Source organism: Saccharomonospora sp. NPDC046836, from assembly GCF_040645195.1.
Classification (GTDB): Bacteria; Actinomycetota; Actinomycetes; order Mycobacteriales; family Pseudonocardiaceae; genus Prauserella_A.
In genome coordinates, this window is sequence record NZ_JBEYXW010000024.1 from 21,876 (window position 1) to 34,541 (window position 12,666).

General features: G+C 68.8%; 13 protein-coding genes. 4 read left to right on the forward strand and 9 right to left on the reverse strand.

The genetic code is table 11. The features are described 5' to 3' along the window. Nucleotides 1-19: 19 nt before the first annotated feature. Nucleotides 20-1,516, forward strand: a complete 1,497-nt coding sequence (locus tag ABZ863_RS24345; RefSeq protein ID WP_358539670.1) for a peptidase S10 — start codon at nt 20-22, stop codon at nt 1,514-1,516. Here the strand turns inward: ABZ863_RS24345 and ABZ863_RS24350 are convergent. Then, nucleotides 1,491-1,829 carry a helix-turn-helix transcriptional regulator gene (locus ABZ863_RS24350; RefSeq protein ID WP_358539672.1) on the reverse strand — a complete coding sequence of 113 codons (339 nt, stop codon included), beginning with the start codon at nt 1,827-1,829 and terminating at the stop codon, nt 1,491-1,493. The genes ABZ863_RS24345 and ABZ863_RS24350 overlap by 26 nt on opposite strands. Before the next feature lie 34 nt (nt 1,830-1,863). Further along, nucleotides 1,864-2,352 (reverse strand): NUDIX hydrolase, encoded by a 489-nt coding sequence (locus tag ABZ863_RS24355; RefSeq protein ID WP_358539675.1) that lies wholly within the window; start codon nt 2,350-2,352, stop codon nt 1,864-1,866. Between the two features lie 717 nt (nt 2,353-3,069). Between ABZ863_RS24355 and ABZ863_RS24360 the strand changes: the two genes are divergently transcribed. Both ABZ863_RS24360 and ABZ863_RS24365 read left to right on the forward strand, forming a co-directional pair. After that, nucleotides 3,070-3,306 (forward strand): hypothetical protein, encoded by a 237-nt coding sequence (locus ABZ863_RS24360; protein WP_358539678.1) that lies wholly within the window; start codon nt 3,070-3,072, stop codon nt 3,304-3,306. A gap of 163 nt (nt 3,307-3,469) precedes the next feature. Continuing rightward, on the forward strand, nt 3,470-5,116 hold the full coding sequence (locus ABZ863_RS24365) for a LuxR C-terminal-related transcriptional regulator (protein ID WP_358539680.1): 1,647 nt from the start codon (nt 3,470-3,472) through the stop codon (nt 5,114-5,116). A 9-nt stretch (nt 5,117-5,125) separates the two neighbouring features. Here ABZ863_RS24365 and ABZ863_RS24370 read toward each other — a convergent pair whose 3' ends face one another. The 6 genes from ABZ863_RS24370 to ABZ863_RS24395 form a co-directional block, all read right to left on the reverse strand. After that, nucleotides 5,126-6,079 carry a Ppx/GppA phosphatase family protein gene (locus ABZ863_RS24370; RefSeq protein WP_358539683.1) on the reverse strand — a complete coding sequence of 318 codons (954 nt, stop codon included), beginning with the start codon at nt 6,077-6,079 and terminating at the stop codon, nt 5,126-5,128. A gap of 10 nt (nt 6,080-6,089) precedes the next feature. Continuing rightward, on the reverse strand, nt 6,090-7,319 hold the full coding sequence (locus tag ABZ863_RS24375) for a lytic murein transglycosylase (RefSeq protein WP_358539686.1): 1,230 nt from the start codon (nt 7,317-7,319) through the stop codon (nt 6,090-6,092). A gap of 129 nt (nt 7,320-7,448) precedes the next feature. After that, the gene (locus tag ABZ863_RS24380; protein ID WP_358539688.1) at nt 7,449-7,952 is read right to left on the reverse strand and encodes a DUF501 domain-containing protein; all 504 of its coding nucleotides are present in this window, start codon (nt 7,950-7,952) and stop codon (nt 7,449-7,451) included. Beyond that, nucleotides 7,945-8,472 (reverse strand): septum formation initiator family protein, encoded by a 528-nt coding sequence (locus ABZ863_RS24385; protein WP_358539690.1) that lies wholly within the window; start codon nt 8,470-8,472, stop codon nt 7,945-7,947. The genes ABZ863_RS24380 and ABZ863_RS24385 overlap by 8 nt, the downstream gene beginning before the upstream one ends. Nucleotides 8,473-8,479: 7 nt before the next feature. Continuing rightward, nucleotides 8,480-9,766, reverse strand: coding sequence for a phosphopyruvate hydratase (eno, locus tag ABZ863_RS24390; RefSeq protein ID WP_358539692.1), 1,287 nt, complete (start codon nt 9,764-9,766; stop codon nt 8,480-8,482). Between the two features lie 105 nt (nt 9,767-9,871). Next, the gene (locus ABZ863_RS24395; RefSeq protein WP_358539825.1) at nt 9,872-10,330 is read right to left on the reverse strand and encodes a VOC family protein; all 459 of its coding nucleotides are present in this window, start codon (nt 10,328-10,330) and stop codon (nt 9,872-9,874) included. 1,166 nt (nt 10,331-11,496) lie between these two features. On the opposite strand from ABZ863_RS24395, the gene ABZ863_RS24400 reads away from it, so the two are divergent. Continuing rightward, entirely contained in the window at nt 11,497-11,901 is a 405-nt protein-coding gene (locus ABZ863_RS24400) for a tetratricopeptide repeat protein (RefSeq protein WP_358539695.1), read from the forward strand. Nucleotides 11,902-11,920: 19 nt separating this feature from the next. Here the strand turns inward: ABZ863_RS24400 and ABZ863_RS24405 are convergent, their stop codons facing one another. After that, the gene (locus ABZ863_RS24405; RefSeq protein ID WP_358539828.1) at nt 11,921-12,661 is read right to left on the reverse strand and encodes a murein transglycosylase; all 741 of its coding nucleotides are present in this window, start codon (nt 12,659-12,661) and stop codon (nt 11,921-11,923) included. Nucleotides 12,662-12,666: the final 5 nt, after the last annotated feature.

Consider the following 12,666-nt stretch of genomic DNA (forward strand, 5'->3'; position numbering starts at 1 on the left):
CGTCATCTAGGTTGGTCGCATGCCCGACAAGCCCACTGCTGACGACGACCTGGAGAACACCGGGCCGGAGGCCAAGACCGACGTGAGCGAGCCCGCCGACGACCTGGTGACCACCAGCCACACCCTCACGATCAAGCGCCGCAAGCTCGCCTACACCGCCCAGACCGGCCGGATCGTACTGCGCCAGGAAACTCTCACCGACGGCAAGTTCGACGGCCACAAGCCCAAGGCGGAAGTCTTCGTGACCGCCTACACCCTCGACGGCGCCGATCCGGCGAGCCGGCCCGTGACGTTCGCATTCAACGGCGGCCCCGGTTCCTCCAGCATCTGGCTGCATCTGGGTGTGCTGGGCCCACGCCGTGTCGTCTCCGGCGACGTCAACGATCCGGAGCCGCCGCCGTACCGGCTCGCCGACAACACCGAAACCCTGCTGACCCACAGCGACCTGGTGTTCATCGACCCGGTGTCGACCGGCTACTCGCGGGCCGTCAACGGCGAGAAACCCAAGGATTACCACGGCTTCACGCCCGACGTGGAATCCGTCGGCGAGGTGATCCGGCTGTGGATATCCCGCAATGAGCGGTGGCTGTCACCGAAGTTCGTGGCCGGCGAGTCGTACGGCACCCTGCGGGCAGCGGCACTCGCGACGCACCTTCAGGAGCGCCACGGCCTCTACCTCAACGGCCTGCTGCTGATCTCCTCGGTGCTGGAAATGGGCACGATCTCGTTCAGCGAGGGCAACGACGTACCGTACTCGCTGTACGTGCCGACCTACGCCGCGATCGCCCACTATCACGGTAAACACGGCGACCGGCCACTGGCCGAGGTGCTCGCCGAGGCCGAGGAGTTCGCCTCCCGCGACCTGCCGTGGGCGCTGCAACGCGGCGCGCGGCTCTCCGAGACCGAGCGGGCCGACCTGGTGCGCCGCCTCGCCACGCTCACCGGCCTCCCTGAGTCCTATGTGGATCGCGTGAACCTGCGGATTGAGCACGTTCGGTTCTTCACCGAGCTGCTGCGGGACCAGGGACTCACGACGGGACGGATGGACGGCCGGTTCACCACCTGGGAGCCGGATGGCGGGCGGGAACACATGAGCGACGACGCGTCCATCTCGCGCATCATCGGCGCGTATTCCGCTGGCTTCAACCACTACGTGCGCGCCGAGCTCGGGTACTCCAACGACCTGCCGTACGAGATCCTGTCACTCGACGTCAACCGCGCATGGTCCTTTTCGGACTTCGAGGGCCGACAGGTGTCCGCTGTGGACGGTCTGAGCGCGGCCATGCGGGCAAATCCGCACCTGAAGGTGCATGTGGCACTGGGACACTACGACGGCGCCACGCCGTACTACGCAGCTGAGCATGTGATAGCGCGGCTGCAGATCCCGGATGCCCTGCGGGCCAACGTGGAGCTGGCCTACTACCCGGCGGGGCACATGATGTACGTGCACGAACCGTCCCGCATCCAGCAGGGCAAGGACCTGGCGACGTTCATCGCGGCCAGCTCGAACCGATAGCAGAAGATGATCTAAGCCGACGCGGGCATGGGACAAACGTGGGACCGAAGGGGCTAACACCCGGAGGTACCCATGTCCCACGTCGGCCGACCCCGGCTGTGTGAGGCTCGCGGCCGTCACCGCCACGATTGTTCTCCAGCGCGGACGCCAACCGGGCCAACGTGGCCGGGCGGCAGGTGGTGCGCTTGCCCTGTTCGATGCGCGCGACGGTGTCCACCCCGACCGTGGCGGCCTCGGCGAGCTGTTCCTGGGACAGGTCGCGGGCCTTGCGGAACCGGGCCAGGTTCTCTGACAGCGGGCTGCTGGCCGCCATGTCGCCTCCCCGTGGCGTACGCAGCGTGAGCAGCCTACCTCGCTATGCGTTCGCCGTTTTCGGACAGAACGAGTTCGCCACGTGCGGCAGCGTCCACGGCGACTGCCAGACGCGCCGCCAGTGATGGCTTGACCTTGCCCTTTGCCTCGTCCAGCGCGTACAGCCCGACGGAGACGATCTCGGGATCTGTCAGCGCCAGCTGCCGCACTTCCTCCTCGGTCACGCGGCCGCCATCGAACACGAACGCCATGCCCTCCGGCATCCGGTCGTCTGCCGGGACGTGGTCAATCACCAGTAGCCGGGCGAGCGGACGCTCGATGCCGAGTTCCTCCCGCACCTCCCGGACAGCCGTGACCCACGGGGATTCGTCGGCGTCCACAGCGCCACCGGGGATGTCCCACTGCGGTTTGTATGACGGCTCCACGAGCAGGACCCGGCCGGCGCCATCCCGGAACAGCACGCCCGCAGACATCCGCTTGCGGTGCAGAGAGCGCACATACTCGTCGAACGGCAGGAGATCCACGCGCCCGAGGCTACCCGCCGAACCACCCGCAGGAAGTTCACTCGCAGACCTCACGCGGTGGCGACGATGAACGACGTGATCGCCACCTGCGGCGACTGCAACGGCCGAGGAACCGTCGTCATCGTCGAGGACTGACCGCTATTCGGACACAATGAGAGCCCGCAAGTCAGCAACCGAGCAGCAGATCCGCCGCAGAACCGGGAAATCCTCAGCTTCCACCTACGGAAGGCGGCCGAGGCGGTTGGTACCACGGGGAAGTCGGGGTACGCGCCGCGCCGCGGGATCGCGACGAGGCTGCTGAGGGCGGTCTGGCCATGTTCCAGCTCACCGAAGTGATGGGCCCTAGCGACATCAACCTGTCCCGTGAGTACATACAGCAGAACAGCACCGCCCGCGCACGTGTGCTCGCCCCGCTCGGCGAGACCACACAGTTGTCCGTTGTGGACGGTATCTGGCGACGTTCATCGCGGCCAGCTCGAACCGATAGCAGAGCTGCGCGGCAATGGCTCCACCGAGGCCCCGGCATCGTGACGATGCCGGGGCCTCGCTCTGTTCGGCGGCCAGAGATCTTGCAATGACCTGCCCATCGATGGAAACCTGTCCGAAGTGCCTCGGTTCATGTCGACGACAACCGAAAGGACCCGTGTCCGCGCTGTGGGTGAAGTGGAGAAGTCCTCGACAGGTGACCAGTGTTCGCTCTGTCATGACACGGGCACCATGTCCTGGGAACAGCCGCTACCCGGCGGCCGCGAGTTGCGCACCATCGAGATGCCGTGTCCGAACGGCTGCGGTGGCCACTGGAAACACCCTGATGCCGAGCGTAGCCGCGTAGTGGAGCAGCCGGACGACCGGCCGGCGCGCGTCCGCGGCCTTGCTGACGAGTCGCAGGAGATCGGCGCCGACTTCATCAGCGCCGCACTGCGAAACTGGGGTTTCGGACCCCGCGAGAAGTAGCTCCCGACCGCCACAGGTCGAGTGTCCCTTATGGACTGACCTGCGCGCCACCTCGACCGCGACACGGCATATCCCGGAATAGGTGACGGAAACCTCGTCACGAGATCACCCTTCGGTGGTCTCCGTTGCACGACCACACCGAACCGGGACATCGCGGTGCAAGGTGGCAGGAACGGAGGACGATGCGTTGCTTCCCAACGGAAAGGGCCCGCCGACCGACAGCACGTCGTCCTCGAACCAAGGGCTGTCCGCGCAGCTGCACCGGATCGCCGGCGCTCGCGACTGGGATGCACTGGAACAACTCTGTGACCGCTACTGGCTCGCACTGCCCGACCTCTGCGGCCCCGACCTCGTCACCGTGTTCGAGCAGATCCCGTCTGACGTGCTGCAATCCCGGCCGCGGCTGCTCGTCGCGTGGATCTCGGCCTTCCACCTCAGCAAAGATACCGATTCGAAGACACGGCGCCCTTACCTGCGCGGACTGACCGACGTCGGGGAATGGATCGCGTCGTCGTTCGACCCCGACACCGAGACCTCCGCCGCCACGCTCGCCGCGGTCGGCACGATTGTCCTGATCACCATACGTATGCGGGGCGACCTCGAAGGCGCCGAGCGGTATGGACAACGACTCAGCGAACGGATGGCGCAACTGAACCCACGGCCCGCCGCCGAACCGATGGCCCGGCCAGGTTGGATCGCCTTCCAGCGCGGGCTGACCCGAACCCTGATGGCGGATTTCGGTCGCGCGGCCGAACAGTACCGGCAGGCCCACGAACTCGCCCGCAGCGAGCCCACCGTCTTCTTCGCCGGGCTCAACGGCGTCGCGAACCTGGCCATGATCTTCGCTCACCTCGGCCACCACACCGCCACCGAGCACTGGCTGGACACGATGCGCTCCTACCCACCCTCGACACCCAGCGTCGCCTTCCTCCTCACCGTCGGCGGCACCATCGCCGAAGGCTGGCAGGCACTCGACCGCTACGACCAGGCGGGCGTGCAGGCCGCACTGGAGATCACCGGCGACGGCAGCTTGTCCATCGAGGTCTGGCCCTTCGTCACTGCGCTGGCGGCAGCGCACGCCGTGCACGCGGGCCGCGCGGTGGAGTATCTCGACACTCTCCAACTCGTGCAGCTCAACCACGCCGGTGTGCACACCACCCAGGGGATGGGCCTGCGAGTGCTCCACCGGGCTCTCGCGGACCTGCTGATCGCCGCAGGCAAGCCCAACCACGCCCTCAAACTGATCAGCGAAGCCGGGCCTGATGCACATTGGCTCACCGTCCCGGCAGCGCGGCTACGCCTGCTCAACGGCGACTACGAGATCGCCCGCACGCTGGCGGCCCGCTTTCAAAGCCACTCGGCGACCGCGCATCGGGATCTGCTCCAGTTGTTGCTCATCAAGGCAGCCGCGGCACTTCACATGGGCGAGGGCACCGAAGCGGCACGCGCGATGAACTCGGCAATGCGCCTGCGCTCGCCCGACGAGGTGCTCTCACTCACCACACTGCCGCCCGCGGACCGGGCCGAGCTGTTCCGGATCGCCACGGTACCGCTGTCGGACCTCGCCGCCGAACGGCTGGCCGCCGCGCCACACGTCTTTCCCAGCAACGCCAAGCTGGTCGACCTCACCACCCGCGAGCGGGCTGTACTCGCCGAACTCGCCACCGGTGACACGGCCACACAGATCGCCAGAACCCTCGTGGTCTCCGTCAACACGGTGCGCACGCAGATCCAGAGCATCTACCGCAAACTCGGCGCATCCACCCGCGATGAGGCGATCATGCGCGCGAGCGAGCTCGGCATCCTGTAGAAAGTCGCGTCACGCAAGAGAAAGAGCGATGCCGTCCAGGATGTCGTGCTCGCTGACCACGAGCTCCTGCGGGCCGCCACGCCGCGCGATCTCGCCGGCGAGCGTCTGCACGATCAGCGCGCCACCCCCGATGACATCCACCCGCCCCGGGTGGATGACCGGGTTCGCCGCTCTGGTCGCGTGGTCCGCCGCGAGCAGGTCGCCCGCGATGCGGTCGATGTCGGCGCGCGAGAGCGTGGACAGGTGCGTGCGTTCGGAGTCGTACTCGGGAAACCCCTGAGCCACGGCGGACAGCGTGGTCACAGTGCCTGCCACACCAATCCAGGTCTGCGCCTTCGACACGTCGACGGCGTCGAAGGCACTGGCGAGCACCTCCGTCGCGAACTGACGGCCCGCGCCGATCTCGTCCTGCGTCGGTGGATCGGACCGCAGCGTGCGCTCGGTGATCCGGACGCAGCCGATGTCCACCGACCGCGCCGCGAGCACCTCGGCATGCTGGCCGTCCCAGGTGCCCAGTACGAGCTCGGTCGAACCGCCGCCCACGTCGACCACGAGGAACGGACCGTCGTCGGGGTCCTGCTCACCGACCGCGCCGGTGAAGGACAGCGTTGCCTCCTCGGCGCCGGTGATCACCTCGGCCTCGACACCCAGCACCTCGCGGGTCATGGTGAAGAACTCGTCGCGATTGGTCGCATCACGCGTGGCGGAGGTTGCGACCATGCGCACCTTCTCGACCCCCTTGCGCCGTGCCGCAACCGTGTACGCCGCGAGTGCCTCGCGGGTACGCTCCAGCGCGGCCGGCGCCAGCCTGCCCGTCGCGTCCACACCCTCACCGAGCCGCACGACGCGCATCTCGCGATGCAGGTCGCGCAGGTCGACCGTGCCATCGTGGCGGTGGGTCAGCTCGGCGACGAGCAGGCGGATGGAGTTGGTACCACAGTCGATCGCGGCTACACGGGGCATGCCAGCCACCCTAGCCGGTCGTTGTCGTCGTCTCCGGCGTCGTCGTCGGGGTGGTCGTACAGCCCGGCAACGCCGTCATGTCCGCCAGCGTCTCCGCCGACCTCTCCGTCGTGGTCGGAGTCGTGGTCTCCGTCTCGCACGACGGGTCGGTGGTGGTCGTCGTCGGCGGTGTTGTCGTTGTGGGCGAGTTGCTGTCCGGGGGCAGCGTCGTCGTCGGCGAGGCCGGGTCCGACGGCGATGTGGTGGTGGTCGGGGATCCGGGCGAGGTCTCGCCCGGCAGCTGCGATCCGGGCTGCTGCGACTCCGGCTGCGACGTGGAAGGCCGGGTCGGGCTCGGCCGATGGCTCGTCGGAGGCACTGTGGTGTTCGGTGCGGCGGGCTGGGCTGCGGCGGCGGGCGCTTGCGCGGCCACGACCGGAGGCACGCCCAGCGGAACGTTGCTGTCCGGCGAAGGCCGCACACCTCCGCGGTAGGCCTCGGCCCACTGGATGACGGTTTCGACGTAGCTCTGGGAGTTGTTGTAGCGGAAGAGCGCAGCGCGCAGCTGGTCGTCCTGCGCCAGGTCCAGACCGCCCGAGCAGAGGTAGCGCGCGCTCGCGACGGTGGCGTCGTAGATGTTGTGCGGGTCCCGCACGCCGTCGCCGTTGCCGTCGGAGCCATAGCGCGCCCACGTGCCAGGAATGAACTGCGTCGGCCCCACCGCGCGGTCCCACTCCGTGTCGCCGTCGTAGCGGCCATCGTCGGTGTCGCGGATCGCCGCGACCGGCCCCACACCGTTGAGCACCGGCCCGAGGATCGGCTCCAGCGTGTTGCCGTCGGCGTCGACATACCCACCGCGAGCGTGGTTGGACTCGATACGCCCGATGCTCGCGATCAGCGCCCAGTCGATGTTGCAGCCGGGGAACTCCGCGCCGACCATGCGTGCGGCCTTGCGGTAGGCCTCGAGCGCGGTGCTGGGAATTCCGTGCGTGCCAGTCGAGGGCAGGTCGTAGGTGGCGAGGCTCTGGGGATTCGGCTGCTCGGGCAGGCTCCCGTCGACGGACGTGAAGCCCTGGCCCGGCGCGTATCCGCCGTCCGGCGCGAGATGGCCGGGGAACTCTGCCGCGGTGGGGTTCCCCCAGTTCGAGGCCGTATCGCTGACGGCCGCGACCGGCAACATCGCGAGCGTGCCACCCAGCGTGGCCACGCAGACCTTATGCCGTAAGCCGAACCGGCGGACGACACCGGATCTCCGGGTCATGCCCACGCCTGGCCCCCTCCTGTGCGTGCTACTCGGATGTGGCTGCCGCCCACGTCGCACAGACTGCCGGAAGGCACCTTCGGATTCACCCCAACCCGGCAATTTCCCAGCCGGATTGCTCCACTTGCACTAACGGGTTGCGCATTCCCCGGATGGCCAGCCTTCGGCCCGCAGCAGCGCGAGTGTCTCGTCGCCGAACGGGTTCACACCAGGACCACACGCCAAGGTGTGGGCCAGATGGACGTGCAGGCACTTGACCCTGCCCGGCATGCCGCCCGCGGTCACCTGATGGCCGAGCGGTTCGATCGCGTCACGCTGCGCCAGGTACGACTCGTGCGCGGCCTGGTAGGCCGCGGCCAGGTCCGTATCGGTTGTCAGCCGCTCGGTCATCTCGCGCATGACCCCGGCCGCCTCCAGCTTGCCGACGAGCGAGGTGAGGGTGGGGCAGGTCAGGTAGTACAGCGTCGGGAACGGCGTGCCGTCCTCCAGTCGTGGACTGGTCTGCACAACGCTGGGATGCCCGCTCGGGCAGCGGGCGGCGACCGACCGCAGCGCACGTGGGGCCCTGCCCAGCTGCGCGGCGATGATCTCCCGATCAGCTGCGGTCACGGGTTCGAAATCGGTGCTATTCACCCTTGCTCACGCTTTCCCACAACATGTCGTACCAGGTGTCGCCCGCCGACTGCGCCCGCTCGCCCTGCGCCGGCTGCTCGGCCGCGGCCTTGTCCTCCGGCAGCTGAACCATGTACGGCGTCTCGCCTGGCATCACGTACCGCAGCCTGCGCCGCGCTTCGGCCTCGACCTGGGCTGGGTCGCTGAGCTCGGCCTTGCGCTGCTCCAGCTGGGCAACCTCGTCCTCCAGCTGCGCCTGGCGTGCCTCCTGCTCGGCGACGTCGGCCCGCTGGGACAGGTAGGTGCGCAGCGGCACAGCGAGTGTGAACGCCAGCGCGCAGACGACGATGGCGACGAGCGCTGCCCGGCGCGTGGTGGACATCGCGAACACCTTCGCGGCGCCGGACGCCCGTTTCGCGGTGAGCCCGCGACGCAGCCGCGACCTGCGCTCGTCCCGGCGGGCGCGCTGCGGACGGCGGGGGGACGAGCTCTGCGCTCGCCCCCCGCCCCGCCTGCTGCGCGCTCTGCCCCGCTCGGCCACCGGGAGATCAGCTCTCCGGGGAGAATCTCGGGAAGGCCAGGTCGCCGGCGTACCGCGCGGCATCGCCGAGGGTCTCCTCGATCCGCAGGAGCTGGTTGTACTTGGCGACCCGCTCGCTACGCGCCGGGGCACCGGTCTTGATCTGGCCGGCACCGGTCGCGACCGCGAGGTCGGCGATGGTGGTGTCCTCGGTCTCGCCAGAGCGGTGGCTCATCATGCACTTGTAGCCGTACGACGTGGCGAGCGTGACCGCGTCCAGCGTCTCGGAGAGCGTGCCGATCTGGTTGACCTTCACCAGCAGCGCGTTCGCGGCGCGGCGGGTGATGCCCTCCTCCAGCCTGTCGGGATTGGTGACGAACAGGTCGTCACCGACCAGCTGGACGCGCTCACCGAGCTCGGCGGTCAGCCGCACCCAGCCGTCCCAGTCGTCCTCCGCCAGCGGGTCCTCGATGGACACCAGCGGGTAGGCGTCGACCAGCTCGGTGTAGTACGCGGTGAGCTGCTCGGCACTGCGCTTGGTGCCTTCGAACGTGTAGGCGCCGTCGGCGAAGAACTCGGTGGCCGCCACGTCGAGCGCGAGCGCGATGTCGCGACCCGGCCGGTAGCCGGCCTTCTCGATGGCGGTGAGGATGATGTCCAGTGCTTCCCGGTTGTTCTGCAGGCTCGGCGCGAACCCGCCCTCGTCGCCGAGGCCCGTGGACAGGCCACGGCCCTTGAGCACCGCCTTCAGCGAGTGGTACACCTCCGTGCCCCACCGCAGCGCCTCACGGAACGACTCGGCCCCGATCGGGGCGATCATGAACTCCTGGATGTCGACGTCGGTGTCGGCGTGCGCGCCACCGTTCAGGATGTTCAGCATCGGCACGGGCAGCACGTGCGCGTTGGGCCCGCCGAGGTAGCGGAAGAGCTCCAGCTCGGCGGAGTCGGCCGCGGCCTTCGCGACGGCGAGCGACACACCGAGGATGGCGTTGGCACCCAGCCGCGACTTGTCGGGCGTGCCGTCGAGATCCAGCAGCTTCTGGTCGACGATGCGCTGGTCCACCGCATCGACGCCGACCAGGTCCGGCCCGATCTCGTCGAGAACGGCCGCGACCGCGCGCTCAACACCCTTGCCGCCGTAGCGGTTGGCATCGCCATCACGCAGTTCCACAGCCTCGTGCTCGCCGGTCGACGCGCCCGACGGGACAGCGGCCCGCGCCAGCGTGCCGTCGTCAAGGGCCACCTCCACCTCGACGGTCGGGTTGCCGCGAGAGTCCAGAATCTCGCGCGCGCCTACCTGCTCGATAACCGCCACGCCTTGCTCCTCACCCGGTTGTGCCAGAGACGACGGCACCCAGCGTAGTCGCTGGCCATGATCACCCGTAGGAGGCGCGCTTCTGGAGAGTGACCAACAACAGAACTAGTGACCGTCCTGCCGGATTTCCTGCCAGCCCGCTGGTAGCTCGACGGTGTCGGACACCCACTGCCAGAACGCCCAGCTGTTGCCGCCGACGTCCTGGACGGTGAACACGCGCGCACCGTAGGGCTGGTCCTGCGGCCTGGTCACCTCGACCGCATCGTCGACCGCCGCGCACACCCGCTCGAACTGGGCGTCCACGTCGTCGACATAGACGACGTTGAGCTGGCCGACCGGACCGTCGACCCCCTTGGCCTCCCAGTAGTCGGCCCCGACGCCCGTCAGCTGGATCTCGCTGCCGCCCGCGACCACGGTGGCCTGGAAGACCTCCCCGGCCGCGTCGACGTAACGCACCTTCTCGGCGAAGCCGAACACACGCGTCAACCACTCCAGTGCCTCGGTGGCGTCGGTGTAGTACAGGTACGGCGCGAGGCCGAGATAGCTCGGGACTTCGTCGCTCATGGCGGGAGAGTCCATCACACGACGGCCCGGCCTGGCCCGCTCACCCCGCTGCCGGCGGCTCGCCGCAGGTGTTCTCGTCAGGGATCGGCAGGGTGTGGTCGAAGTACTCGGGCGGGCGCTTGCCGCTGTACGCCCCGTCGGACCGCCGGTCGCTGTAGGCAGGCGCGAGCAGGCCGTCGTGCATGGAGCTGCACGCCATCGAATACAGGAACACCTCACCGTTCTCGATCCGATAGCCGAGATCCTCCGCGTACCAACCATCCCCGCCAGCAAGAGGTAGGAGAGGTCTGCCCGGACCATCGCGACGAGATCGAGCGGTGTCTCCACCCGTGAGGGATCGTCCACGGCGAAGGCGTAGGCGAACACGTAGTTCGTCCGGATCCGCAGCTCTCCCGGGCCTTCCGCCTCGGCAACCATCTCGCCCCGGACCCGCGGTTCGGCGTCGAGCAGCCGGAAGCCGGGCGCGAGCCGGGTCGCGATCGTGACCGGCCACTCCTTGGCGGCGAAATCGTCATGACGGAACTCGCGCTCGTTCTCGGCGAGCATTGCCAGGTACGGCCCGTCGTCCCCGGCGAGCATGCGCGGGTCGAGCCGCGAGGCGACGAGGAGGTTCTTGACGTCCGCGAACGCCGCGGCCACCTCCTCGGCGCTGAAATCGCCGACCGGCGTGGCCTTCGGCGGCACGATGGCGGCTGCTCCGGCGGCCCAGTCGTGTGCCGGCGTCTTCGCAAACGGCTGGTTCAGATCGACGGGATCGGCTACCGGCCGGTCCGCATAGGTGCCGATAGGCTGGTCGTCCCTGGCTAGCCCGATGGCGTAGATGCCGCCTGCCGCGACGCCGAGCACCACCACGACCAGCCCGAGCGTGCGCAGGTGCCGCGACCGCTTCTTCGGTTGCCTGCCCCAGATCTGGACCTGCCTGCGACGGGCCTTCCGTGCCTCGCGGCGCGCGCGGCGCTCGGCCCGCTTGTTTCACGCGGGGTCGCGTAGATCGGGATGGTCGAACAGGTCGGGGTCCACCGAGGCCTCCATACGAGTGATGACGATCTCGGCAATGATCGGAGGCACCCATAGCCGGCGTTAGCGCGAGTCGGCGATCAAGACCAATTCGCAACCTTGGCAGGGGTCGAGAAACCCGCTGCCCCCGGGGTAACGTCGAGAGAATCATGGTCGACGAGAAGCCAACACCGGAGCTCACGGGCGAAGCGCGGTTCGAGGCCTTCCGTCAGGCAGAGGCGCTCGTACAGCGGCGGCGCCCGCTCGATGCGCTGAAGGCACTGGAACCGGTGCTGGACGCGGAACCGAACAAGCCGAGTGTGCAGTTGCTCGCCGGCCGCGCCTACTTCCATTCCGCCCAGCTCAACCGTGCCGAGCGTGCGCTGACCCGCGTCGTCGAGCTGGACCCATCGGATCACTACGCCCGGTTCGTACTTGGCAGAACACTGCAGCGCCTCGGCCGACTGGTCGAGGCGCTCGCACAGTTGCGGATGGCCTCGGCGATGAACCCGGTCCCGGAGTACCAGGACGCCATCGGCGAGGTCACAGCACGCCTGGCGCTCGGTAACACCTAGATGTTCCCCCAGCTTGGGGCTAGCGGCCACCGTCCGTAACCATTGCGGCGGCGTAGGCATCGGCGCTGCTGAAGACCCGCTGGGCGTAGTCGCCCGAGCGGTTGTACGTGAGTACCGCATCCCACCAGCCCTGCGGCGTACCCAGGTCGCCGCCGTTGGCGCACAGGTACCGCGCGGCGGCGAGCGCGGCGTCATCGATGTTCTGCGGATCGGGCGGGGCACCGTCCCGGACGGCCCTGGCGCGCCACCGTTCCCAGGTACCTGGCAGGAACTGCATTGGGCCGACAGCGCGGTCCCACGTCGTGTCGCCGTCCAGCCGCCCGCCGTCGGTGTCACGGATCGCCCGGACCCCGGGTGAGCCGTCCAGAGGGACCCCGATGATCGGCCGCGTCGGTGTGCCGTCCGCCTCGATCCGGCCGCCACCGTGGGTACCGTGCTGGGATTCCACCCGGCCGATGCCGGCGAGGGTGCCCCAGGACAGCCGACAGTCCGGCTGCTCACCGCGTAGCCACATCTCCGCCCGGCCGTAGGCGGCGACCACGCGAGCGGGTATGTCGGTGGCCGCGGCGACCCGCTCGGACCACGCGTCCAGCTCCGCCTGATCGGACACGTTCGGCCGGTCGATGGGCGCCGCGAGCGCGACACGCGGCACGGTGTCGTGCGAGCGGGGCCGCTGCTCCGGGATCTGCAGTGCGGACTGCCGGTCCTCGCCCTGCTTGTGGACGCCGACGGTGAAGATCAGCGTCAACCCGGTTGCCATGATCA

Coding starts and splice junctions, on each gene's coding strand:
- ABZ863_RS24405 (WP_358539828.1), bottom strand. CDS start 12,661: ATGGCAACCGGGTTGACGCTGATCTTCACCGTCGGCGTCCACAAGCAG.
- ABZ863_RS24345 (WP_358539670.1), top strand. CDS start 20: ATGCCCGACAAGCCCACTGCTGACGACGACCTGGAGAACACCGGGCCG.
- ABZ863_RS24370 (WP_358539683.1), bottom strand. CDS start 6,079: ATGCCCCGTGTAGCCGCGATCGACTGTGGTACCAACTCCATCCGCCTG.
- ABZ863_RS24400 (WP_358539695.1), top strand. CDS start 11,497: ATGGTCGACGAGAAGCCAACACCGGAGCTCACGGGCGAAGCGCGGTTC.
- ABZ863_RS24395 (WP_358539825.1), bottom strand. CDS start 10,330: ATGAGCGACGAAGTCCCGAGCTATCTCGGCCTCGCGCCGTACCTGTAC.
- ABZ863_RS24375 (WP_358539686.1), bottom strand. CDS start 7,319: ATGACCCGGAGATCCGGTGTCGTCCGCCGGTTCGGCTTACGGCATAAG.
- ABZ863_RS24360 (WP_358539678.1), top strand. CDS start 3,070: ATGTCCTGGGAACAGCCGCTACCCGGCGGCCGCGAGTTGCGCACCATC.
- ABZ863_RS24350 (WP_358539672.1), bottom strand. CDS start 1,829: ATGGCGGCCAGCAGCCCGCTGTCAGAGAACCTGGCCCGGTTCCGCAAG.